Raw genomic sequence first — 23,846 nt, 5'->3', positions numbered from 1 at the left:
TCCCAGCCTCTTTTTTGGTGCTTTGCCAAAGAAATATAAAATAGCCCACATAAAAAATAAAACTACAGCTATAAACAGTAAAAAACTAATATGTGCAACATGCTCAATAAACATACCACCAATAATAGGCCCAATTAAACTACCTATACTAAAGGCGATACCACAAAGTAAGTTACCTGTGGGTAATAAATGTTTAGGTGTTAAATCTGCCATATACGAAATCCCCTGTGAGAATACAGAGCTTACGACAGTGCCTGCAAGGAAGAAGCACAGCATCACGAGCCATTCACTTTGTTCAACGAAACTTGCGAGTAAAAACACAAAACCACTCACAAAAAACCCCATAAGTAAAATCTTACGGCGACCAATTTTATCGCCGAGCATGCCAAGTGGGATTTGCGTCACGATGCCACCCAATGTAAAGATAGATAACATTAGGGGCACTAATGATGGGGTGAAGCCATTACGCATTGCATATACGGGAAACAAAGCGTTTAAAGATGACTCAAGGAAACCGTACACAAAAGGACCTAAAAAAGCGACCCAAGCAATCAGTATGGTTGCTGTATAACGCTTTAACCCCTCCTCACCTGGGTTACCACGTAAGCGCTCAGGTTTTTCATTTTGCACAAAAAAGACGAGTGACCATGCGATTAAACAAAGTACAGATGATAAAATAAATGGAAATGCTTGCGAAACGTTAAGTAAGTTCACCATTAATGGTCCTATTGCAAAGCCAACGCTAAAAGATAGACCGTAAATGGCCATACTCTTACCTAAGTTGCTGCGCGCTGAGGAGCTAGTGATCCACGTTTGTGTTGAAATATGTAGCGCTTGATCCCCAACGCCAATCAATAGACGTAGTGCAAACCAAAACCAAACATTTTGCCATAATGGAAACAGTAGCAAACAGCTAAACACAATAGCGCCGCCTACTAAAATAATTGGTTTATAGCCAAATTTGCGCAGTGGTTGTTCTAAAAATGGTGATACGAGTAGTACACCAATGTATAAACCAGTAGCGTGTAGCCCATTAATTGTAGAAGATACGCCAGCTTGTTCAAAAATAACCGAAATTAAAGGTAACAGCATGCCTTGAGAAAATCCAGAAATCGAAACAATCGCAACGATAATCCAAAATCTTCTCTTAGCTTCTTCTTTATGTATTGTCATAAGGTGCCTCCAAACTTTATGCTGTTTTTTATACATCCTAACACAAAGAAGAAAAGCGTTAAACCTATATTTAATAAGCATTTAGCTTGATGAAAGTAACCGATGCATAAACATATTTCTGTATGAATATTTGTTCGCGAAATATGAATGAGGAGATGTATATTTGTAATATCTGTGAATAAAATTAATTTTCTGTCTATAAATACATTACTTTTGGCTCATTTTTTTGTTAGCGTTTTATTTTACGATGAAGGTATGAAAGAGGTGCGTACACATGTCAGAGACAACTAAAGTCAATTATTTAAAAGAACGCCTAGAAAATTTTTTAGATATTCTTGATGGAATGGATCCAGAAACGACACAAGTCGAAGATATTGACCGTTTAATTTCGATGATGGATGAGCTAGAAGAAAAAATTAAAGAAGCGTAATTGTTAAAGAGCACAAGCCTGTGCTCTTTTTTTCGTACCAAGAAGGTAGTATACTAGGTAAGGATGTAACTATTATTTTTTACAGGGGGAAAATAATCCATGAACTTAGCAACATTGGAAAAAAGTATTTACGATTTAGTGACAGAAACATCAACAAACTTACCGAAAGACGTGCGCCGTGCAATTAAAGCAGCAAAAGAAGCGGAAAATGCAGGCACTCGTGCAGCTATGAGTTTAGACACAATCACAAATAATATCGTAATGGCGGAAGATAATGTTTCACCAATCTGCCAAGACACGGGGTTACCAACATTTAAAATTAAAACTCCTGTTGGCGTAAACCAAATGGAAATTACTTCAGTAATTAAGAAAGCGATTGCACAAGCAACGAAAGATGCAAAACTTCGTCCAAACTCAGTAGATTCATTAACAGGCGAAAACAGTGGCGATAACTTAGGTAATGGCCTACCTGTTATTAAGTATGAGCAATGGGAAAAAGATTATGTAGAAGTAAAGCTAATCCTTAAGGGCGGTGGCTGTGAAAACAAAAATATTCAATACAGCTTACCAACAGAGCTTGAAGGCTTAGGACGTGCAGGTCGTGATTTAGACGGCATTCGTAAGTGTATTTTACACTCTGTATACCAAGCACAAGGTCAAGGCTGTTCTGCAGGCTTTATTGGCGTAGGTATTGGTGGGGACCGTTCATCTGGTTATGATCTTGCAAAAGAACAATTATTCCGCAGTGTGGATGATACAAATCCAAATGCTGATCTTGCAAAATTAGAAGATTACGTTGTTAAAACATCAAATACATTTGGTATTGGTACAATGGGCTTTGGTGGGGAAGCAACATTATTAGGTTGTAAAATTGGTGTCATGAACCGTATCCCTGCATCATTTTATGTATCAGTAGCCTACAATTGCTGGGCTTACCGTCGTATGGCGATTGATGTTAATGCACAAACAGGTGAAATCATGGATTGGCATTACCAAGACGGCGAAAAAATTACATTTAAGGATGAAGCAGCGGCAGATACATCAGGTCAAAAGGTAGTAAAACTACAAGCACCGATTACTGAAGCGCAAATTCGTGAATTAAATGTAGGTGACGTTGTATCGATTACGGGTCGTATGTACACAGGTCGCGACGCAATTCATCATCATTTAATGGGTGAGGGTGTTGAAGCACCAGTAGATTTAAATGGTCAAATCATTTATCACTGTGGTCCTGTAATGGCAAAAGACGACAATGATAACTGGACAGTTAAAGCAGCTGGCCCAACAACATCAATTCGTGAAGAGCCATACCAAGGCGATATCATGAAACGCTATGGTATCCGTGCGGTAATTGGTAAGGGTGGTATGGGACCAAAAACATTAGCAGCACTTGAAGAACACGGCGGCGTATACTTAAATGCTATCGGTGGTGCAGCACAGTATTATGCAGACTGTATTAAATCAGTAGATGGTGTTGATTTAATTGAGTTTGGTATTCCAGAGGCAATGTGGCACTTAGGTGTGGAAGATTTCACAGCTGTTGTAACAATGGACTCTCATGGCAACTCATTACATGCGGATGTTGATAAATCTTCATTAGAAAAATTAGCAAAACATGCTGAACGCGTGTTCTAATTAATGCGCATTCTCAATTAGAAAAATACTTTTTTAGCGCTATCCTTTGTGCATCAAGGGGTAGCGCTTTTTTTGTGTTTAGTGATAATGTTTATCGGTATAAAATGGTTGATTGTAATTTTTTCTTTGTTATAATTATTATAAATTAAAGAAATCTCGTATAGGTAATCGATATGTGATAAACATTGTTGATTAGAGGTTTTGAAATTGAAATTCATTATCAAGGAGGATACTATGAATAATTCTAAACGAGAAAAATTATCATTAAATGAGAAAATAGCGGAACATGCAGAATTAATCGCAGCAATTGCTTCAGGTATTATTATTTTGATTGCTTGGCGCTTAGATACTGTGGGCTTACATACATCGGCAGTCATAGCTTACTTAACCGCCTTTATTATTGGTGGCTTTGCTAAAGCAAAAGAAGGTATTGAAGATACTTTAGCGGATAAGCGATTGAATGTAGAGTTGCTTATGATTTTAGCGGCAATTGGTTCAGCTATTATTGGTTACTGGGCAGAGGGTGCAATACTTATCTTTATTTTTGCGATGAGTGGGGCATTAGAAACGTATGCGATGAATAAAAGTCATAAGGAAATTTCGTCATTAATGGATATGCAACCTGAAGAAGCGTGGTTAGTACGTGGAGGGTTTGAGCCTATGAAAGTAGCGGTGGCGACGTTAGTAAAAGGTGATCACCTACTAATTAAACCTGGTGAGCGCGTGCCAGCGGATGGTGTCATTATTAAAGGGAGCACGTCAATTGATGAGGCAGCGATAAGTGGTGAGCCATTGCCAGTGTCAAAAAGTGTTGGTGACGATGTCTTTGCGGGCACTGTAAACTTAAATGGTGCTGTTACAATGGAGATGACAAAATCAAATGATGAATCATTGTTCCAAAAAATTATTGCACTTGTACAATCGGCACAGAGTGAAAAATCACCGTCTCAACAATTTATCGAAAAATTTGAGGGCACGTATGTCAATATTGTCTTAATTACTGTTGTAGTAATGATGTTTTTACCACATTACTTATTAGGTTGGGATTGGACAACAACATTTTACCGAGCGATGGTATTACTCGTGGTAGCTTCTCCTTGTGCGCTTGTTGCATCAATTATGCCAGCAACACTTGCGGCCATTTCAAATGGTGCAAAAAACGGGATTTTGTTTAAAGGTGGTTTACACCTTGAGCACTTAAGTGTATTAAATGTATTAGCAGTTGATAAAACAGGCACATTAACACAAGGCAAACCAGAGGTAACAGATGTACTTGTGCGCGATGGTATAGCATTTGAAGAGGCATTGTTAACACTGGCGAGTATTGAAGCACAGTCCAATCACCCACTTGCGCAAGCAATCACACTGCATGCACGTCAACAAGGTTTAACAGACTTTGGACATCCCGAAATCGAGGACGTACCAGGTTGGGGCATAAAAGCTATAGTTAATAATCATGCTTATACAGTAGGCAAACCAGATTTTGTAGGTAAAGAACAAGCAGAAAGCTTTGCGGATGGCGCTGCCGCTCGTTTAGCAAGTGAAGGTAAAACAGTTATCTTTATGAGTGATGCTGAGGGCATTGTAGCTATGGTAGCACTAAAGGATACAGTGCGTAAGGAAGCACAAGAGGCAGTAGCTGCTTTAAAAGAGCTTGGCGTTAAAGTAGTAATGTTAACAGGTGACAACGAAACAACAGCGCGCGTTATTGCTAAAGAGGCAGGCGTGGATGACTATGTTGCTGAGTGCTTACCAGAAACTAAAGTAACACATATTAAAAAGTATTTAGCAGAAGATAAGTTTGTAGGGATGGTTGGTGACGGTATTAATGATGCACCAGCACTTGCTACTGCTACAACAGGTATCGCGATGGGTGAGGGTACGGATGTTGCACTAGAAACAGCAGACGTAGTCTTAATGAAAAACGATTTGTCTAAAATTGCGTATGCAATTAAGCTATCGCGAAAAATGCAACGCATTGTAAAACAAAATATCATTTTCTCTATCACTGTAATTGCGGCACTTATTATCTCAAACTTTTTACAAGTTGTGGATTTACCGCTCGGTGTTATCGGACATGAAGGCAGTACGATTTTAGTTATTTTAAATGGCCTGCGCATGTTGCGTAAGCAATAATAAATAAAAATAAGCCCTGATGACAAGCTGTCATCAGGGCTTTAATTAATTAAATTAAAAAGAGCGGGGCTCATCCACCCGCTCATAAAAACAAAGATGCCCAGCTATCCGCGCTGTTATGGCATCTTTGGTTGTAACAAGCTATTGCTCGTTACTAAGGTTTGGCACCTAGATTCCTATTATAAAGCAATAGGTGAAATAAGCAAGCTTTTTTTATCGTAGGCTTAAGCTAACAACAGCTTCAATTTGAGAAGTTTGTGGGAACATATCAACGGGTTGAATATAATCCACTGTATATAACTTAGCTAATTCATTTAAATCCTTCGCCAGTGTCGAAGGGTTACATGAAGTATAGACGAAGCGTTGTGGCTTTAAGCTTTTAACTGTATTAATAAATGAAAGTGCAAGACCTGTACGTGGTGGGTCAACTGTAATAACGTCAGGTGTAAAGCCTTCCTTCTTCCAACGAGCTAATACATCTTCAGCTGTACCTGTCACATATTTTGTATGTGTAAGACCGTGCTTTTTAGCATTGTCGCGCGCATTTTGTACGCTGTCTGGAATAACGTCCATACCACGAACCTCTTTAGCATCTTTCGCAAGCCATAAACCAACTGTACCTACGCCACAATAAGCATCGACAACAGTTTCTTCACCAGTAAGTGCTGCGGCTTTTTTAATTTCATTATACAAATTAACCGTTTGTTTTGGATTCAGTTGGAAGAAGGCGCGTGATGATAAATCAAAGCCAAACTCGCCAAGCTCTTCGTGGATTGTATCTTTACCAAATAGGGTAATCGTTTCTTCACCAAATACTAAAGTTGTTTTATCACGGTTAATGTTTTGTGTGATAGATACAATACTATCATCTGCACGTTTCATACGTGTTACAAGCTCTTCTAAATGAGGTACATCTTTACGTGTTGTCACTAACACAACTTGTGTTTGCCCTGTAGCAATACCTGTACGCACAACGATTGTACGGATGATACCGTCTAATGATTTGCCATCATAAACAGGGATGTTAAGTTTTTGAATAATTTTACGTGTAGCTACAGTAATTTTAGAAGTTACAGGGTGTTGTACAAGGCAATCATTAATATTAAGTAATTTATGTGTACCTGAAGCAAATAAACCAGCATACACACGCTTGCCTTCTTTACGTACTTGGAATTGACTCTTGTTACGGTAATGCCAAGGCTCATCCATACCAATAGTTGGACGAATCTCGGTTGTTTCAGCTAGGCGACTTGCATAGCGCTCCATAGCTTGCACAATGATATCGCGCTTCTCCACAAGCTGCTTATCATATGTCATGTGCTGTAATTGGCAACCGCCACACTCTTCATATACGACACATGGTGGCGTTTGGCGTGCTGGTGATTTTTCGCGGAGCTGTACAATTTTAGCTTCAGCGAAATTGTTTGATAGCTTTGTTACTTCAGCAGTAACAACTTCACCAGGGATAGCCCCTTTTACAAATACTACGTTACGTTTAAAAAAGCCTACACCCTCGCCGTTAATGCCTAAGCGTTTAATCGTTAGAGGAAATCGTTGCCCGACTTTCATGATGGTTTGTGTCAAAAAATCCACGTCCTTTTATAGTTATCCGTTCATTATAACGAATATATCTTTAACCGTAAATGTTTTCTAGTGCTTCGTAAGCAGTAGGGTAGTTAAATGTGAACGCGTGCTTTTCTAATTTACTCGCAAGTACATGTTGTCCTTCAAGCACAAGTTTACTTTGTTCACCTAAAGCAAGTTTTAAAGGTAACTCGGGCACAGGGAGCCAGTCACTTTCTTGTAAAATTACGCTAAGCACATACGAAAACTCCTTCATGCGAAGTGGTTGAGGCGCTGTGATATTAAATGGACCTTCTAAGTTAGTAGTTGTGATGGCAAAGTAAAGTGCACGCGCAACATCTTCAACATGCACCCAAGACAGCCATTGTTCACCTGAGCCAACAACGCCACCAACATGCATTTTATAAGGCAGTGCCATCATAGGGAGAGCTCCTTCGTCACGACCTAAAATAACACCGAAGCGGCCTGTAGCTACGCGTACGCCAAAGCGTTCAACACGATGTGCCATTCGTTCCCAATCATGTACAGTTTGCCCTAAAAAATCATCAGCAATGACAGAGCTTGATTCTGTATAAATGGCTAAGGTAGACGTAGGATAAATGCCAACAGCGCTCGCATTTACAAGCACTTCAGGTTGAGTATCTAGTGCCTCAATAATTTCGGCAATCGCAATTGTCGCCTGCATACGACTGTCATAAATCTCAAACTTTCGCTTCTCAGTCCAGCGACCACTGTTGAGTGAAACACCCGCAAGGTTAACAAAAGCATTTGCCTGCTTGATTTCATCTGCAGGGTGACTTGTAGCACTTAGCCATTGTACGTACTGTACACCATCCTGCACTTTACTTTCGCCACGCGTTAAAATGATAACGTCATGTCCCTCGTCCTTTAATAAAGCAGTTAATGCTGTACCTACAAAGCCAGTTCCTCCTGAAATAACAACTTTCATAATGCATCCTCCTTTTAAGTAAACATACTGTCTTTACTATACCCAACTTTTGCACGTAGTATGTGTAAAAAATCTGTTAAACTAGGTAGAGAGGTGAGTATATGCGTGTTATTACTAAAATTACCCGTCAAAAAAATAATGCCGAGCGTTACAATATTTTTTTAGATGATGAGTATGCTTTTCCTGTGGATGAGGCAGTGTTAATTAAATTTGAGTTAACAAAGGATAAAATGCTAACGAATGAAGAAATCGGAGAAATTAATTACGAGGACGAAATTCGGAAGGCATTTAATCGCGCGCTTCACTTTTTATCCTTCCGCATGCGTAGTGAGCATGAGGTAAAGGAGAAGTTGAAAGATGACTTTGGCGAGGCTGTAATATTAGAAGCCATCGTTAAATTAAAAGACTATGGCTTTTTAAATGATGAGGCGTTTGCGACAGCCTTTATGAATACAAAGAAGAATGCGGCAAAACAAGGGCCTAGAGCAATTGCACAAGACTTAAAGCGCAAGGGCATTAGTGACCAAACGCGTGAAGCGGTCCTTGATGAGTTTGGGCACGCTGAGCAAGTAGAGATTGCTACACAACTTGCTCAAAAGGTTGCACGTAGTGAGCATAGTAAAACTCCAGCGCAAGTAAAGCAAAAAATTAGAGATAACTTAATGCGTAAAGGTTATAGCTTTGAAGTGATTACTGATGCGATTGCAGCAACGCCTATTACACGCGATGAGGAAGATTGGGATACAATGATTGAAAAACAAGGTGATAAAATTTGGGATAAGTATGCACGTAAGGCAACAGGCTACGAACTCAAAATGAAAGTCAAACAGGCATTGTACCAAAAGGGCTTCCCAAGTGATATAATTGATACGTTTATTGAACAAAAGGAGAGTGCGCTATGAGTGAGTTATATGCTGCAATGGACGAGCATGAACTGCGTCAGGAAATTGCTAACTTAAAAGAAAAAGCACGTAAGGCTGAGCAACTAGGTATTGTAAATGAATTTGCGGTGTATGAGCGCAAAGCATTAATGGCAGCTGCGTATTTAATAGATCCAGCAACTATTGTTGTTGGTGAGATGTATCGTTTAGATGGTGCGCCAGGAGAGTTTTTCCAAGTAGATCGACTAAAAGGACGCTTTGCATGGGGTCACCGTTTAGGCAGTGATAAATATGAGGAAGCGATTCCAATTTCGATGTTAGCACCAATGAAGGTAGGGAAATAATATGCAACAATTTATTGAGCAATTAACAGTTAAGCTTGCGGGTATGAATCCTGAAATGAGCGAGGAGCGCGCCCGTACGTGGGTCGAGCTATTATGGAGCGACTATGAAGCTAGCTCTGCAAAAGCAGGTTATGATTATAAAAGTGCCGAGCATACAGCAAAATTAGTAGACCAACTCATTACAAGCTATGGTGATAAATTGCATTTATTTGCTAGTAAAAACCCTAAGTTTGCGGCATTGTTAGAACAATAAAAACGAAACTTGGATGTATTCCTTGTTAGTTGATAGAACGACAAAAAAAGTTGAAGCGATGTTAAATTCGCTTCAACTTTTTACTTTTGTTGTTCTTTTTACTCGTGAAATAAGCTAAGTAAATTACCGTTGGGGTCTTTAATGATGGCATAATATTGCCCCCAAAAGGCATCCCAAGGTTGTTTAACTACTACGTGCTGTAATTTTAAGCAAAGAGCATCTACTTCTGCACGTGTATCACAGCGAAAGGCAAGTTCGATTTTTTCGCCTGTTAAGGTTGGTTCAAAGCCATAAACCTGTGTAATCATTTGCGTAGTGTTAAGTGAAATGCGTACGCCATCATTTATTAGCTCTGCATAATTATCAAGGCGCTCAGCTACACTAAAGCCAAGCTGTTGATAAAATGTGATAGACTGTGGCAAGTCGCGTACGATAATACCAACCATATCAAGTTTCATTTAATATCTCCTTATTGGCTAGAACCAATTTGTAATTTTTTTTGTAGCTTGTCTTCACTAAAAATCCAACCTGTGTAAGACGTTACTACATTATTATCCTCATCCATATGCGCAACAGCAACAAATGGATAGCGATTATCACTACGGTAGCGAAGGTCGATTAAACGCACCTCTGTTAATCCGTTAGGTAGCTCGCTAATTTCCCAACGATAAAGCGGAGAGAAGGATAAAAATGAATCGAGATTACTATCCTTAAGAGCTGCCTGTACCATTGGTGTTTGTGGAATAGGATGAATTTTAAATTTATCATAGATTGTTACAGAGCGACGATATGCGCGCCCCACATAATAGTGAGTGTCAGATGCCGCTGCTACACGCCATTCAAAGAAGCGCATAGTTGGTGCTACAATTACGTAGTTTTCGTCTGGTATTACAGAGTGTACAGCGTGTTTAACAGCACCTTGTACCGCAAAGCGTAGTACATAGTAGCCGATAATAATAACGTACATGATGCTAAAGGTGATAACAGGGTTAGCACCGAAAGCCCAAAACAATAAACCAAAGCAATGAATCCCGAAAATAATAGGGTCAAAGGTGTTAATAACGCCTAAGGCCACCCATTTTTTAGAGAACGGACGCAGAGCCTGTGTACCATATGCGTTAAAGATGTCGACGAAGACATGCAAGAACACCGCTAAAAATGTCCATAACCATAAGTGTAATACATTGGCGTCAGGTAAAATAAACGATAAAATAATCGTTAGTAAAATCGGCCATAATAAAACGGCTGGGATGGAGTGTGTAATACCGCGATGATGTCTGATATAAACCGCGTTATTACGTAATTTTAAAACAGTATCAATATCGGGAATTTGTGAACCTATAATCATACCAGCCATGACTGCGGTAAATGTTGCAGGCTCACTTGCGACGACAGGGTCAACAAGCGCTAAGCCACCAAGTGAAATACCCATGACCAAGTGTGTGCCAGAATCCATAAAAACAACTCCTTATTTACTAACAAGCGTGTATACATATATTGTATACTCTTTTCCTATTAAATTAAATGATTTACAACGGAGGTTACAATGAATTACCCTTACAAGCAACAATTTAAAGAAGCTTTAGTTACTTGGTTTAGTGAAGACCATCGTGATTTACCTTGGCGTAAGACACGCGACCCTTATAAGATTTGGGTATCCGAAATTATGTTACAACAAACGAGAGTGGATACAGTAATTCCGTATTACGAACGCTTTATGATGAGCTTTCCTACTATAGAGGCATTGGCTAATGCAGAAGAAGAAGAAGTATTAAAGCATTGGGAGGGGCTAGGCTATTACTCACGCGCCCGTAATTTGCAAGCTGCAGTACGCGAAGTATCCGAAAACTACGGAGGTATTGTACCAAATACACGTCATGATATTGCTAAACTAAAAGGTGTGGGCCCGTATACAGCAGGAGCGGTATTAAGTATTGCATACGGTGTACCAGAGCATGCAGTTGATGGCAACGTGATGCGCGTCTTAAGCCGTGTACTTAATATACGCGAGGATATTAGTAAGCCTAAAACGAAAAAAATATTTGAGGATGCTGTAATGGCACTCATTGACGAAGCTAATCCTTCTTATTTTAATCAAGGATTAATGGAGCTAGGTGCATTAATTTGTACCAAAGGTAAACCAAGTTGCTTGTTGTGCCCTGTACGTGAGTTTTGCCTTGGTTTTGAAGCGGGTGACCCAGAAGTGTTACCAATTAAAACAAAGAAAACTAAAGTAAAGGCATTAAATTATGATGTTGTCGTGCACCAACGCGGTGCTACGTATTTTGTACAGCAACGTGCAGCAGAGGGATTGCTTGCTAACTTATGGCAGTTTCCTATGTATGAGAGCTACAAATCTGGGGAGCCATTAGTGAACTTTAAGCATGTGTTCTCCCATTTGGTGTGGCATATTGAGAGTTACCTTACAACTGAACTACCTGTCCAACAAGAAGGAAAATGGTTAACAATTGAAGAAATTGAGCGTTTGCCAATGCCTGTGCCAATGCTAAAAGTGCTGGACGCTGTGAAGAAACAAGTAGAATTGTGAACTTCTCCCTACACCTTTACTGCAAGGATTGCTATAATTGAACATGAAGTATAAAAAGAGTGCAACAGTAAAGGTGGGCGTTTTATGGCAATACCAATAGAAGGAGAAACGGTACAAATTCACAGTTACAAGCACAACGGTCATATCCACCGTGTATGGCAAGAGACGATGATTTTAAAAGGTACAAAAAACGTCGTGATTGGTGCTAATGAACGTACACTTGTAACCGAATCTGACGGACGCACATGGCTAACAAGAGAGCCTTCTATTTGTTATTTTCATGCGGAACATTGGTTTAATGTCATTTGTATGTTGCGTGAAGACGGCGTTTATTATTATTGTAATTTAAGCTCGCCATTTGTCTTTGATAACGATGCGATTAAGTATATTGATTATGATTTGGATATTAAAGTTTTCCCTGATATGTCTTACACTTTGCTTGATGAAGATGAGTATGAGCAACATAAAAGAGAAATGGCGTATCCTGATGTAATTGATAAAATTTTAAAGCGCAATGTCGACAAACTGATTAGTTGGATTGAACAAAAAAGAGGGCCCTTTGCGCCAGATTTTATTGATGTGTGGACGAGCCGCTATCGTTTACAGCGTGAAATTAAAGAAAATATGGAATGAAAAACATTCGTCTCTAAATCTAGAGGCGAATGTTTTTTATTTTGTTATTCAAGCGAGATAGTTATGCTTTAGGTAATATTTTGGTATAATGGAATGTACGGCATTTACATAATGCCTATTTTTATTTACTAAGGTCGTGAAAAAATTGGATAATATCAAACGCTATATGCGCTTCGTTAAACCGTATACATGGGAAGTTATTGTAACGATTATTATTGGGATTTTTAAATTTGCTATCCCATTATTTATTCCGCTACTTATTAAAATCGTCATTGATGATATTATTGGTGCTGCGGATTTAACAAGCACAGAAAAAACAACACAATTATTTTGGTGGTTGGGTGGTACTATTTTTGTGTTCTTCGTTATTCGCCCACCTATTGAGTATTTTAGACAGTATTTAGCACAACATGTCAGCAACAAGGTGCTGTACGATGTGCGTCGTGATATGCATGAGCATTTACAAAAGCTAAGTTTACGCTTTTATGCCAATTCACGAACAGGCGATATTATTTCGCGCACAATTAATGATGTAGAACAAACAAAAAATTTCGTTGTAACAGGACTCATGAATGTTTGGCTCGACCTAGCAACGATTATTATTGCAGTTTGCATTATGTTAACGCTTAATGTGGAGTTAACAATTGTTGCGCTTATTGTATTCCCGTTTTATGCACTGAGTGTGCGTTACTTTTTTGGTAAGTTGCGCGCATTAACGCGCGAGCGCTCTAAGTCATTAGCGGGTGTACAAAGTTATTTGCATGAGCGAGTAGCAGGAATGAGTGTAGTAAAAAGTTTTACATTAGAAGAGCGTGAACAGGAAAATTTTGCGAAAGTGAATGGCGAATTTCTTGATGCATCACTTAAACAAACTCGTTGGAATGCTAAGTCTTTTGCGGTAGTCAATACCATTACTGACGTTGCACCTTTACTTGTCATTGGTTACGCAGGCTATCAAGTTATTCACGGGCATCTTTCAGTAGGTACGATGGTAGCGTTTATTGCGTATATTGAACGCCTTTATAGCCCACTACGTCGTTTAGTGAGTGCTTCGACAACATTAACACAGGCCATTGCTTCAATGGATCGTATGTTTGAACTAATGGATGAGCCTCATGAAATCCAAGACAAAAAAGGCGCACACGAGTTAACGCGCGCACGTGGTGATATTGCGTTTGACCATGTGAGCTTTAAGTATGACCCAGATGGTAGCGAAATTTTGCATGACGTTAATTTTACTGTTAAAGCAGGAGAAACAGTAGCCTTTGTAGGGATGAGTGGCGGTGGTAAATCAACAATTGTTAACTTAATCCCACGCTTTTACGAAGTGTCTGAAGGTGCTGTGCGTATTGATGGACATGATGTGCGAGATGTTACCGTCAAATCACTACGTGAACAAATTGGCTTAGTGCTACAAGACACTATTTTATTTAGTGATACCATTCGCGAAAATATTTTAATGGGTCAACCAAATGCAACAGAGGAGCAGATGATTGCAGCAGCTAAGGCAGCTAATGCCCATGATTTTATTGTAAGTTTGCCACAAGGGTACGACACCACTGTTGGTGAACGAGGTGTTAAACTATCAGGTGGTCAAAAACAACGCGTTGCCATTGCGCGCGTATTTTTAAAAAATCCTGCGATCTTAGTATTAGATGAGGCCACATCAGCGCTAGATTTAGAGAGTGAGTCGCTTATACAAGAATCCGTAGAAAAATTAGCAGCTGACCGCACAACTATTATGATTGCTCACCGCCTATCAACAATTACCCATGCTGACTGCATTATTGTGATCTCGCATGGCAAAGTTATTGAGCAAGGCACTCACCAACAGTTGCTTCGTCAACAAGGTGCTTACTATGATTTGTATAAAATCCAAAACTTAACAATATAAGCTAGCTGCGTTTATCGCAAGCTAGTTTTTTTATGCGGAAATAAAAAAGTGAACAAAATGTGAAAATATATAGAAAATACAGAAAACTTAGTATATTATGATAGCTAAGTAGTTTTTATTGTTTTTTTAGGGGGTGAGTAAATGAGCGAGAGAAGGAAAGTGCTAGACGTTATAAATTTGGAGACAACATTTTTTACAGATGATGGTGCAGTGCCGGCAGTAGATTATATTAGCTTTTCCATTTACGAGGGAGAAATACTTGGCATCGTAGGAGAATCGGGTAGTGGTAAGAGTGTGACTTCATTATCTGTTATGCGGCTCATTCCAAGTCCACCCGGTAAAATAACTAACGGACAAATTTTATTTGAAGACAAGGATCTTGTTAAATTAACAGATAAAGAAATGCGTCGTGTCCGTGGTAAGGATATAGCTATGATTTTTCAAGAGCCTATGACGTCACTTAATCCTTTATTTACTATTGGTAATCAACTATTAGAGGCTATTCGTATTCATCATAAAAAATGGTCAAAACAACAAATGAGAGCGCGTGCAATTGAGATTCTTAAATTGGTAGGGCTACCACGTGCAGAAGCCTTACTAAAGGATTACCCACATCAATTGTCAGGTGGGATGAGACAACGTGTCATGATTGCAATGGCATTGGTATGTAACCCTAAGGTATTGATAGCAGATGAGCCTACAACAGCACTGGATGTTACAATACAGGCGCAAATATTACAACTTATGAAAAATTTAAATGATCAATTAAATACCGCAGTTATGTTAATTACCCATGATTTAGGTGTAGTAGCTGAAACATGTGAACGTGTAATCGTAATGTATGCAGGACAAATTGTGGAAGAAGCACATGTTCAGGATTTATTTAAAAACCCTGCACACCCTTATACACAAGGGTTACTACAGTCTGTACCAGATATGCGTTTTAAAAAAGAAGCACTCTATTCAATTCCAGGTAGTGTACCAAAACCAGGAACAATTGAAGTAGGTTGTCGTTTTGCTGAACGTTGTCAATTTGCTATGCCACGTTGTACAACGGAAACACCTAAATTATATGAAGTGGCAAGTGGACAAATGGCGCGTTGCTTCTTAATAGAGCAGCTGGAGGTGTTGGTATGAGTAAACCATTAGTTAAAGTGAAAGATTTACAAAAACATTTTCCTGTTCACTCAGGTATGTTAGGACGGAAAACTGGTGTTGTAAAAGCGGTTGATGGGGTTAGCTTTGAAGTTTATGAAGGAGAGACATTAGGGATTGTAGGTGAGTCAGGTTGTGGCAAATCTACGACAGGCAGACTGATTATGAGACTACTTGATAATACAGGAGGCAGCATCGAGATTGATGGGCGAAAAGTTAGTGAGCTATCAAAACAAGATATGCGTGCCATGCGTAGAGATATTCAAATGGTGTTTCAAGATCCTTATGCTTCGTTAAATCCGCGACATACTATTGGTAAGATTTTAGAAGAGCCCTTAATCGTGCATGGCTTAGGAAATGCAAAAGAACGAAAAGTTAAAGTTACAGAATTTTTAAAAATCGTGGGATTGAGTGATTATCATATTAATCGTTACCCTCACCAATTTAGTGGAGGACAACGTCAGCGGATAGGAATTGCTCGTGCGTTAATGACAAATCCAAAATTAATTATTGCAGATGAACCTGTGTCAGCATTAGATGTATCAATACAGGCACAAGTATTAAACCTTATGCAGAAATTACAAAAAGATTTAGGGCTTACCTATTTGTTTATCGCGCATGACCTAGGTGTAGTGCGTCATATCAGTAATCGAGTGGGTGTCATGTATTTAGGTAAGATGGTAGAGCTTGCGGTGAGTGAGTCACTTTACGGTGAACCACTACACCCTTATACACAAGCATTGTTAGCCTCTGTGCCTGTGCCCGATCCTGATTTCACTCGAGAAGTAAAGCTATTAGATGGGGATATACCAAGTGCTTCAAATCCACCTAGTGGTTGTACGTTCCATACACGTTGTCCATTTAAAATGGAGCGCTGTCTTCAAGAAGTACCGCAAATGATAGAAGTAAAGCAAGGTCATTCTGTAGCCTGTCATTTATATGATGGAGCGCAATGATATAGATCAAAGAGGAGGGGTTAGTTTGAAAAGTAAAAGAGTGATGAGGATAGGGTTATTAATTGCTTTGGCATTAACTATGGTGTTAGCTGCGTGTGGGGATAAAAGTAAAGAAACTGGCGGAGGTAAAGAAGGTGAGACTGATAGTGGAACAAAAGACGGCGGCACGTTAGTATTTGGGCGTGGTGGTGATTCTGTAGCGCTAGATCCTGCGATTGTAACTGATGGAGAGTCGTATAAAGTACTCGTAAATGTTACAGAAACACTAGTTGATTTTGGTAAAGATAATATGGAGTTAAACCCACTATTAGCAGAGTCGTGGGAGAAAAGTGATGACGGACTAACATACACATTTAAATTAAAGCAAGGTGTTAAATTCCATGATGATACAGATTTTAATGCAGAAGCTGTTGTAAAAAACGTAGAGCGTTGGAAAAATGGCGATGATAAGTTTGCTTATTATCACTCACAGTTTCGCTTAGATGAAAAGGATGTTATTGAGTCAGTAACAGCTGAAGATGAGCATACTGTTGTATTTAAACTAAGTACTCCACAGGCACCGTTTTTACGTAATATTGCGATGTCAGCGTTTGCTATGCTGAGTCCAACAGCTTTTGAAACGGATGAAAAGAAAATGGCAGAGGCGCCTATAGGTACAGGTCCATTTAAATTTGTAGAGTGGAAACGTAATGATGCTGTAACGATTGAGAAATTTGATGGATACCATGTTGAAGGTTTACCAAAGTTAGACAAAATTATTTATCGTGCAATTCCTGATAACTCAGCACGTTTAAATGAATTGTCAGCAGGGAGCATTGATGTGGCAGATGGTATTAATCCATCGGATGCTGAGGGTGTTAAAGGTAATGATCAGCTTCAATTAATTGAGCGACCTTCAATGAATGTTGGTTACTTTGGTTTAACTGTTTCGCGTAAACCTTTTGATGACAAGTTAGTACGTCAAGCAGCAAACTACGCTGTGGATAAAAAAGCAATTGTAGATGCTTTCTTTGAAGGTTATGCAGAAGTAGCTAATACACCGTTACCACCAGTATTAGAGGCACACAATGAAGATATTAAAGCATATCCATATGATCCGGAAAAAGCTAAAGAATTATTAAAAGAAGCGGGTTATAAAGGTGAAGAGTTTGAATTATGGGCTATGCCCGTGCCACGTCCATACATGCCAGATGGACAAAAAATTGCAGAAGCGATTCAAAAGAATTTTGAAGATGTAGGTTTAAAAGCTAAAATTGTATCTTTTGAGTGGGCAACTTATTTAGAAAAAGCAACTGCAGGCGATGCTGATTCATTCTTATTAGGATGGACAGGTGATAATGGTGATGCTGATAACTTCCTTTATACATTATTAGATGAAGATAATATTGGCAGTAATAACTATACATTTTATAAAAATGATGAACTACACAAGTTATTAACAGATGCACAAACAGAGGTAGATGAGGTTAAACGTAATGAGATGTATAAAAAAGCGCAAGAAATTATTCATGAGGATGCACCGTGGATTCCACTTGCACATTCAACACCATTACTTGCAGCAACAGCGAAGGTAAGCAATTATGTAGCACACCCAACGAGCTCGGATAAATTATTAGAAGTAGAGCTTAAATGATTGTGAAAAGAAGGAAGGGAAGCTTCCCTTCCTTCTTTTGTTTTGCATAGTTATTGACAACAAGAAATTAAAAAGAGGTGAGGAGTATGCTTCACTATATTGGAAAACGGTTATTGCAACTAATCCCCGTCTTGCTCGGAATGTCATTTATTGTGTTTCTTATGATCCGCGCTATTCCTGGTGACCCTGCACAAGTTATTTTAGGGCAACAAGCAACTGTGGAAGCGAAAGCGGCGTTGCGCGCAAGTTTAGGATTAGATAATCCTTGGTATGTACAATACTTTGATTATTTGGGTGGTATTTTAACAGGAGACTTAGGTGAATCTATTCGAACAAAGGTGCCTATTACAGAAGAGATTTATCCTTATCTAGCTGCAACAGCAGAGCTTGCAATTTTCGCCATGATCATTGCAATTGTAGTTGGTGTAAATGCTGGGATTATTTCCGCTTGGTTTCAAAATTCATGGTTTGATTATGCTGCGATGATTATTGCACTAATTGGTGTATCAGTACCAATATTTTGGTTAGGGCTTATGGGACAGTGGGCATTTGGTACAGAGTTAGGTTGGTTGCCAATTTCAGGGCGTGGTGATGTTAGGGATCCTGTTACAAGTATTACGCATTTTTACTTGATTGATACCCTAATACAAGGGCGCTTCGATCAGTTTATTACTACGATACGCCATTTAATTTTACCCGGAATGGCTTTAGCAACCATACCGATGGCAATTATAGCGCGTATGACGCGGTCGAGCATGTTAGAGGTTATGCGTTCAGATTATGTACGTACTGCGCGTGCCAAAGGACAAAAAATGTTTGTAGTTGTTTACAAGCATGCATTAAAAAATGCAATCATCCCAGTATTAACAGTAATTGGCTTGCAATCAGGCATGTTATTAGGAGGCGCGATTTTAACAGAGACTATCTTTAGCTGGCCAGGTGTTGGTCGTTATGTTTATGATGCAATCGGCTTCCGTGATTATCCAGTTATTCAATCGGGTGTACTAATTATTGCATTTTTATTTGTCATGATTAATTTAATTGTAGATATTTTGTATAGTGCTATTGATCCGCGCATCAAATATAAATGAGGAGGGATTGATTATGTCTGAAGCAGTTGTAACACCAAAAAAGCAAGTGAAAGAGCGTAAAACAGGGCCTTGGCGTGATGGCTGGCGTAGCTTCAAAAAAAATAAAATTGCCCTCATTGGTGCATCAATCGTATTGTTTTTCGTAACATTAGCTATTTTTGGACCTATAGTGGCACCGCAAGGGATAAATGAACAAATGCTTACAAATAAATTACAGGCACCCTCTGCTGAGCATTGGTTTGGCACCGATGATTTAGGTAGAGATGTTTATTCACGTGTTATTTTGGGCGCCCGTATTTCATTATTAGTTGGCTTTCTTTCTGTAGTTGCATCGGCAATTATTGGAAGTCTACTTGGCATTATAGCAGGCTATTATGGGCGTTGGGTTGATACGGTAATTTCACGTTTGTTTGATATTTTGTTAGCTTTTCCAAGTATACTGTTAGCTATCGCAATTGTAGCAGTTTTAGGACCGTCATTACAAAATGCTTTGATTGCAATTGCAATAATTAATGTGCCTAACTTTGGACGTTTGATACGCTCGCGTGTTCTTAGTATTAAAGAAGAAGAGTATATTACAGCAGCAAAAGCAATTGGTATGTCGGATATGCGTATTTTATTTTCGCATATTTTGCCAAACTCTATGACGCCTGTAATTGTTCAAGGAACGTTAGCGATTGCAACAGCAATCATAGAAGCTGCAGCTTTAGGTTTTTTAGGGTTAGGTGCACAACCACCCCAACCGGAGTGGGGAAAAATGCTTGCAGATGCGCGTAGCTACTTTATAACAGCGCCATGGACGATGATTTTTCCAGGACTATCTATTATGTTGGTAGTTCTTGGATTTAATTTAATGGGCGATGGATTACGAGATGCTTTTGATCCTAAAATGAAAAATTAATTAGCACAAAAAAACAAGGCTTGCATAATTTATGCAAGCCTTGTTTTAGTTTTAATAAACTTCATCCTCAAGTTCTAAGTTGATTTCTTCACCATGGTAATTTTGGTAAGCCACGATTAAGGTATCGAGGTGCTCTAGATTTTCTTCGTAATCAAGGATACGTGACAAGATATAGAGTAAGTGATAACTCGAAAATTCGGTTTCTTCTTCTTCGTAAGCAATAGAAATTTGTTTAATAAAAATATCCATTAACTCCGTACGCTGAATATAGTCAGTTTTATCATACCACTCACTGTGCTCAGGCTTTAACTTACCTGTATATTTTAGTAATAATTGCTCGTGGTAGGTTAGTAAAAAGTCTAAGCGCTCTTGAATCATTAAATGAAACTGGTCAGGTAACTGCGCAATTTCGTTTTCGTGTTTGTGCAGACGTTGCAAGAGTTCAAGGCTTTTTTTAGATGTAGTAATCATTTGGCGATACACAACGAGTTTTCGGGCTTTTACATATTTTTTATGCTTAAAATAATTGCGCTCCTCTTTATAAAAGCCATAAAAAGTTTCGACGCGATTCATACGTTCTTTAAATTTAACTAACGCTGTTTTAGTAGACGTGTGCTCAGATGCTTGGCGAATCGCGAGGCGTGTCCAACGAATGATATCGTCTTGTAAAAAGTAGATTTTTTTAAAAAGCTTTGTTTCATAGCGTGGTGGAATAAAAATTAAATTGACAACAAATGCGGCAAGTACACCAACTAAAATCGTAGCGAAACGAATTAGCGCAAATGTTAGGAAGTCATCACTTTGTACTTCCATAATGGCTACCACTGTAACAAGTGCGAGTGACAAGGATTTTTCTAACCCGAATTTTAGCATTAAGCTGATTGTTAAAATAACAGCAATACCAATCGCTACAATTTGGTGACCAAACACTAAGCTAAAGATAACCGCGATGGTAGCACCAATTAAGTTGGCTTGCATCTGCTCAATAATAGTTAAATAAGAGCGATAGATTGATGGCTGAATAGCAAAGATTGCTGCGATTCCTGCAAAGATTGGGGCGGGGAGGTTTAAAAGCTCTGCTAAAAATAAAGCAAAGACAATGGCGACCCCCGTTTTAAGAACGCGAGCACCTAATTTCATACGGTTATTCCTCTCTGTACAATAGTTACTGTAAATGTATCGTAAAACAAGAGTAGCGGTCAACCGAAGTTAACCGCTACTATCTATTATAGTTGAGAGAAGGCGTAATCTACTGCACGTAATGTTTCATTTACATCTTCTTCAGTGTGTTCAGTTGTTAAGAACCAAGCCTCGTAGCGAGACGGAGCAAAGTTAATGCCTTGTTGTAGCATTAATTTAAAGAAGCGGCCAAAGATTTCACCATCTGAGTTTTCAGCTTGCTCGTAGTTTTCGACAACTTCGTCTGTAAAGTATACAGCGAGAGCGCCTTTAACACGGTTAACGCTAACTGTAACGCCATGCTTTTTAGCTAGCGCTACAACACCGTCCTCTAAAATTTTACCAAGGCGATCCATTTCTTCATAGATGCCAGGTGTTTGTAATACTTCTAGACAAGCAATACCTGCTTGCATTGAAGCAGGGTTGCCAGCCATTGTACCAGCTTGGTAGGCTGGGCCCAGTGGAGCAACAGTATCCATAATTTCTTTGCGGCCACCGTAAGCACCAATAGGTAGACCGCCACCAATGACTTTACCAAGCGCTGTTAAATCAGGCGTTAAGCCAAGTAAAGTTTGCGCAGCACCATAGTGGAAGCGGAAAGCTGTAATGACTTCATCATGAATCGTTAGTGCTCCGTATTCCTTCGCTAGCTCGTGAACTAGCTCAAGGAAGCCTTTGTTAGGCTCGACAATACCGAAGTTGCCAACGATTGGTTCGATTAAAATTGCAGCCAATTCATTACCCCATTTTTTCATAGCAGCTTTAAATGCCTCTGGGTCATTAAAAGGCACTGTTAAAACTTCAGCGGCTGTTTCCTTCGTTACACCTGCTGAGTCAGGTGTGCCAAGTGTCGCAGGGCCAGAGCCAGCAGCAACTAATACTAAGTCAAAGTGACCGTGGTAGCAACCTGCAAATTTCATAACCTTAGTGCGTCCTGTATAAGCACGAGCTACACGAATCGTTGTCATTACAGCTTCAGTGCCTGAGTTGTTAAAGCGTACTTTATCCATCGAAGGGATAGCATCCTTCAACATTTTAGCAAACTTCACTTCATGCGTTGTAGCTGTACCAAATAATGTACCTGTTGTTGCCGCATGTGTGATAGCTTTTGCAATATGAGGATGTGCATGCCCTGTTACGATAGGACCGTAAGCCGCTAGGTAATCAATATAACGGTTGCCATCAATGTCATAAAAATAAGCACCCTCGCCGCGCTCCATTGCTACAGGGGCACCACCACCTACAGCGCGATACGAACGTGATGGGCTATTAACGCCACCAACAATATGTTTTTGAGCTTCTTCATATAAAGCCTCTGATTTAGTAAAATCCATGCTAATTCCTCCTAGTTATAACTAACCTCTATTGTAGACGTAATAAAACAAATTCGCCAAACAATTTGAATGTCAGCGCAATTGTTGGCATAGTTAGAGTAGAAAACGATGTAAGGAGGAAATTAAAATGATTAAACAAGCACCAGATTTTACATTAAACAATCAAAACGGGGAACCCGTTAGCCTAAGTGACTTCAGAGGCAACTATGTAGTATTGTATTTTTATCCTAAAGATATGACGCCTGGCTGCACAACACAGGCGTGCAATTTCCGCGATGATTATCCTACGTACGAGGGATTGGACGCAGTAATTTTAGGAGTTAGCGCAGATGATGAGACGCGTCATACAAAATTTATCGCTAAACATGATCTGCCATTCTCATTATTAGCAGATACCGAGCACAAAGTATGTGAGCAGTATGGTGTATGGGTTTTGAAAAAAATGTTTGGTAAAGAATATTACGGAATTGAACGTTCAACTTTTCTAATTGATAAAGAAGGCAACATTGTTAAGGAATGGCGTAAGGTAAAAGTGAAGGACCATAACGAAGAGGTTAAAGCAGCATTAGCAGAACTAAACGCATAACAACAACGCATTGCTATACCCCCTGTAGTTAAAAGTTGACAGTGCATCCTATTGTCAGCTAAACTAATTATAACGATTATAAAATAGTAATTGCTATGAAAAGAGGTGTATGGCGATGTCTGAATTGCATTTAACTGAAGCGTTAGACACGCTAAAACAAGCAGGTATCCGTATCACGCCACAGCGCCATGCGATTTTAGAGTATATGATTCAATTTATGTCGCATCCAACAGCAGATGAAATTTATAAAGCATTAGAGGATAAATTTCCAAATATGAGTGTGGCAACTGTATATAATAACTTACGTGTGTTTAAAGACGCTGGTTTAATTAAAGAATTAAATTACGGGGATGCATCAAGCCGATTTGATTTTGTTACGCATGATCACTATCACATTATGTGTGAGGATTGCGGCAAAATCGTAGACTTCCAGTATCCAGGGCTCGATGAGATTGAGCACTGCGCTTCACAGGTCACAGGCTTTCAAGTGAATTCGCATCGTTTAGAGCTGTACGGAACATGTGCAACGTGTTTAGCGGCAAAACAAAAAG

23 protein-coding genes are annotated in these 23,846 nt (G+C 39.2%); 16 read left to right on the top strand and 7 right to left on the bottom strand.

Annotated elements, in window-relative coordinates; genetic code table 11:
* The coding region (locus CH76_RS11450) for an MFS transporter (RefSeq protein WP_036146356.1) at window positions 1-1,173 on the bottom strand (1,173 nt) is incomplete at its 3' end.
* Window positions 1,174-1,447: 274 nt separating this feature from the next.
* On the opposite strand from CH76_RS11450, the gene CH76_RS14005 reads away from it, so the two are divergent.
* The 3 genes from CH76_RS14005 (at window position 1,448) to CH76_RS11440 (ending at window position 5,374) form a co-directional block, all read left to right on the top strand.
* Entirely contained in the window at window positions 1,448-1,603 is a 156-nt protein-coding gene (locus CH76_RS14005; protein ID WP_200877359.1) for an SE1561 family protein, read from the top strand.
* A gap of 99 nt (window positions 1,604-1,702) precedes the next feature.
* Window positions 1,703-3,238, top strand: a complete 1,536-nt coding sequence (locus CH76_RS11445; protein ID WP_036146354.1) for a fumarate hydratase — start codon at window positions 1,703-1,705, stop codon at window positions 3,236-3,238.
* Between the two features lie 234 nt (window positions 3,239-3,472).
* On the top strand, window positions 3,473-5,374 hold the full coding sequence (locus CH76_RS11440; RefSeq protein ID WP_036146351.1) for a heavy metal translocating P-type ATPase: 1,902 nt from the start codon (window positions 3,473-3,475) through the stop codon (window positions 5,372-5,374).
* A gap of 213 nt (window positions 5,375-5,587) precedes the next feature.
* Here CH76_RS11440 and rlmD read toward each other — a convergent pair whose 3' ends face one another.
* Window positions 5,588-6,943, bottom strand: coding sequence for a 23S rRNA (uracil(1939)-C(5))-methyltransferase RlmD (rlmD, locus tag CH76_RS11435; RefSeq protein ID WP_036146359.1), 1,356 nt, complete (start codon window positions 6,941-6,943; stop codon window positions 5,588-5,590).
* Between the two features lie 64 nt (window positions 6,944-7,007).
* The gene (locus CH76_RS11430; RefSeq protein WP_036146348.1) at window positions 7,008-7,907 is read right to left on the bottom strand and encodes a TIGR01777 family oxidoreductase; all 900 of its coding nucleotides are present in this window, start codon (window positions 7,905-7,907) and stop codon (window positions 7,008-7,010) included.
* A 101-nt stretch (window positions 7,908-8,008) separates the two neighbouring features.
* On the opposite strand from CH76_RS11430, the gene recX reads away from it, so the two are divergent.
* The 3 genes from recX to CH76_RS11415 are packed head-to-tail and all read left to right on the top strand — an operon-like array spanning window position 8,009 to window position 9,385.
* Window positions 8,009-8,809: a recombination regulator RecX gene (gene recX, locus CH76_RS11425; protein WP_036146345.1), complete on the top strand. Its 801-nt coding sequence runs from the start codon at window positions 8,009-8,011 to the stop codon at window positions 8,807-8,809.
* A complete protein-coding gene (locus CH76_RS11420; RefSeq protein WP_036146342.1) occupies window positions 8,806-9,132 on the top strand; it encodes a YfhH family protein in 327 nt (108 codons plus the stop codon). The genes recX and CH76_RS11420 overlap by 4 nt, the downstream gene beginning before the upstream one ends.
* 1 nt (window position 9,133) lies before the next feature.
* Complete coding sequence (locus CH76_RS11415; protein ID WP_036146339.1) at window positions 9,134-9,385, top strand: YfhJ family protein; 252 nt, start codon at window positions 9,134-9,136, stop codon at window positions 9,383-9,385.
* A gap of 98 nt (window positions 9,386-9,483) precedes the next feature.
* Here CH76_RS11415 and CH76_RS11410 read toward each other — a convergent pair whose 3' ends face one another.
* Complete coding sequence (locus CH76_RS11410; protein ID WP_036146336.1) at window positions 9,484-9,843, bottom strand: VOC family protein; 360 nt, start codon at window positions 9,841-9,843, stop codon at window positions 9,484-9,486.
* A gap of 11 nt (window positions 9,844-9,854) precedes the next feature.
* On the bottom strand, window positions 9,855-10,841 hold the full coding sequence (locus CH76_RS11405) for a metal-dependent hydrolase (protein WP_036146333.1): 987 nt from the start codon (window positions 10,839-10,841) through the stop codon (window positions 9,855-9,857).
* A 90-nt stretch (window positions 10,842-10,931) separates the two neighbouring features.
* Here CH76_RS11405 and mutY point away from each other — a divergent pair, with 90 nt between their 5' ends.
* The 8 genes from mutY to nikC all read left to right on the top strand — a co-directional run bounded on the left by mutY (window position 10,932) and on the right by nikC (window position 20,196).
* Window positions 10,932-11,933, top strand: a complete 1,002-nt coding sequence (mutY, locus tag CH76_RS11400; protein WP_036146330.1) for an A/G-specific adenine glycosylase — start codon at window positions 10,932-10,934, stop codon at window positions 11,931-11,933.
* 84 nt (window positions 11,934-12,017) lie between these two features.
* Complete coding sequence (locus CH76_RS11395; protein WP_036146327.1) at window positions 12,018-12,566, top strand: DUF402 domain-containing protein; 549 nt, start codon at window positions 12,018-12,020, stop codon at window positions 12,564-12,566.
* Window positions 12,567-12,711: 145 nt separating this feature from the next.
* Window positions 12,712-14,460: an ABC transporter ATP-binding protein gene (locus tag CH76_RS11390; RefSeq protein WP_036146324.1), complete on the top strand. Its 1,749-nt coding sequence runs from the start codon at window positions 12,712-12,714 to the stop codon at window positions 14,458-14,460.
* Window positions 14,461-14,601: 141 nt separating this feature from the next.
* On the top strand, window positions 14,602-15,597 hold the full coding sequence (locus tag CH76_RS11385; protein WP_036146321.1) for an ABC transporter ATP-binding protein: 996 nt from the start codon (window positions 14,602-14,604) through the stop codon (window positions 15,595-15,597).
* The gene (locus CH76_RS11380; protein WP_036146318.1) at window positions 15,594-16,571 is read left to right on the top strand and encodes an ABC transporter ATP-binding protein; all 978 of its coding nucleotides are present in this window, start codon (window positions 15,594-15,596) and stop codon (window positions 16,569-16,571) included. The genes CH76_RS11385 and CH76_RS11380 overlap by 4 nt, the downstream gene beginning before the upstream one ends.
* Before the next feature lie 25 nt (window positions 16,572-16,596).
* Window positions 16,597-18,204, top strand: a complete 1,608-nt coding sequence (locus CH76_RS11375; RefSeq protein WP_036146316.1) for an ABC transporter substrate-binding protein — start codon at window positions 16,597-16,599, stop codon at window positions 18,202-18,204.
* 86 nt (window positions 18,205-18,290) lie between these two features.
* Complete coding sequence (locus CH76_RS11370; RefSeq protein WP_036146313.1) at window positions 18,291-19,295, top strand: ABC transporter permease; 1,005 nt, start codon at window positions 18,291-18,293, stop codon at window positions 19,293-19,295.
* 13 nt (window positions 19,296-19,308) lie between these two features.
* Window positions 19,309-20,196 (top strand): nickel transporter permease, encoded by an 888-nt coding sequence (gene nikC / locus CH76_RS11365; RefSeq protein ID WP_036146310.1) that lies wholly within the window; start codon window positions 19,309-19,311, stop codon window positions 20,194-20,196.
* Between the two features lie 51 nt (window positions 20,197-20,247).
* On the opposite strand, the gene CH76_RS11360 is transcribed toward nikC, so the two are convergent.
* The gene (locus CH76_RS11360) at window positions 20,248-21,336 is read right to left on the bottom strand and encodes an aromatic acid exporter family protein (protein ID WP_036146307.1); all 1,089 of its coding nucleotides are present in this window, start codon (window positions 21,334-21,336) and stop codon (window positions 20,248-20,250) included.
* An 86-nt stretch (window positions 21,337-21,422) separates the two neighbouring features.
* Window positions 21,423-22,709 (bottom strand): glutamate-1-semialdehyde 2,1-aminomutase, encoded by a 1,287-nt coding sequence (locus CH76_RS11355; protein ID WP_036146304.1) that lies wholly within the window; start codon window positions 22,707-22,709, stop codon window positions 21,423-21,425.
* A 127-nt stretch (window positions 22,710-22,836) separates the two neighbouring features.
* Between CH76_RS11355 and bcp the strand changes: the two genes are divergently transcribed.
* Window positions 22,837-23,295 (top strand): thioredoxin-dependent thiol peroxidase, encoded by a 459-nt coding sequence (gene bcp, locus CH76_RS11350; protein WP_036146301.1) that lies wholly within the window; start codon window positions 22,837-22,839, stop codon window positions 23,293-23,295.
* A gap of 115 nt (window positions 23,296-23,410) precedes the next feature.
* The coding region (locus tag CH76_RS11345) for a Fur family transcriptional regulator (protein WP_036146298.1) at window positions 23,411-23,846 on the top strand (436 nt) is incomplete at its 3' end.

It is taken from the genome of Lysinibacillus sp. BF-4 (assembly GCF_000743635.1).
Lineage (GTDB): Bacteria > Bacillota > Bacilli > Bacillales_A > Planococcaceae > Metalysinibacillus > Metalysinibacillus saudimassiliensis.
This window is presented reverse-complemented; position numbering and strand designations above follow the sequence as displayed.

Coding starts and splice junctions, on each gene's coding strand:
- CH76_RS11415 (WP_036146339.1), top strand. CDS start 9,134: ATGCAACAATTTATTGAGCAATTAACAGTTAAGCTTGCGGGTATGAAT.
- CH76_RS11440 (WP_036146351.1), top strand. CDS start 3,473: ATGAATAATTCTAAACGAGAAAAATTATCATTAAATGAGAAAATAGCG.
- nikC (WP_036146310.1), top strand. CDS start 19,309: ATGTCTGAAGCAGTTGTAACACCAAAAAAGCAAGTGAAAGAGCGTAAA.
- bcp (WP_036146301.1), top strand. CDS start 22,837: ATGATTAAACAAGCACCAGATTTTACATTAAACAATCAAAACGGGGAA.
- CH76_RS11395 (WP_036146327.1), top strand. CDS start 12,018: ATGGCAATACCAATAGAAGGAGAAACGGTACAAATTCACAGTTACAAG.
- CH76_RS11385 (WP_036146321.1), top strand. CDS start 14,602: ATGAGCGAGAGAAGGAAAGTGCTAGACGTTATAAATTTGGAGACAACA.
- rlmD (WP_036146359.1), bottom strand. CDS start 6,943: ATGAAAGTCGGGCAACGATTTCCTCTAACGATTAAACGCTTAGGCATT.
- CH76_RS11405 (WP_036146333.1), bottom strand. CDS start 10,841: ATGGATTCTGGCACACACTTGGTCATGGGTATTTCACTTGGTGGCTTA.
- CH76_RS11420 (WP_036146342.1), top strand. CDS start 8,806: ATGAGTGAGTTATATGCTGCAATGGACGAGCATGAACTGCGTCAGGAA.
- CH76_RS11445 (WP_036146354.1), top strand. CDS start 1,703: ATGAACTTAGCAACATTGGAAAAAAGTATTTACGATTTAGTGACAGAA.
- CH76_RS11355 (WP_036146304.1), bottom strand. CDS start 22,709: ATGGATTTTACTAAATCAGAGGCTTTATATGAAGAAGCTCAAAAACAT.
- CH76_RS11430 (WP_036146348.1), bottom strand. CDS start 7,907: ATGAAAGTTGTTATTTCAGGAGGAACTGGCTTTGTAGGTACAGCATTA.
- CH76_RS11360 (WP_036146307.1), bottom strand. CDS start 21,336: ATGAAATTAGGTGCTCGCGTTCTTAAAACGGGGGTCGCCATTGTCTTT.
- recX (WP_036146345.1), top strand. CDS start 8,009: ATGCGTGTTATTACTAAAATTACCCGTCAAAAAAATAATGCCGAGCGT.
- CH76_RS11410 (WP_036146336.1), bottom strand. CDS start 9,843: ATGAAACTTGATATGGTTGGTATTATCGTACGCGACTTGCCACAGTCT.
- CH76_RS11370 (WP_036146313.1), top strand. CDS start 18,291: ATGCTTCACTATATTGGAAAACGGTTATTGCAACTAATCCCCGTCTTG.
- mutY (WP_036146330.1), top strand. CDS start 10,932: ATGAATTACCCTTACAAGCAACAATTTAAAGAAGCTTTAGTTACTTGG.
- CH76_RS14005 (WP_200877359.1), top strand. CDS start 1,448: ATGTCAGAGACAACTAAAGTCAATTATTTAAAAGAACGCCTAGAAAAT.
- CH76_RS11380 (WP_036146318.1), top strand. CDS start 15,594: ATGAGTAAACCATTAGTTAAAGTGAAAGATTTACAAAAACATTTTCCT.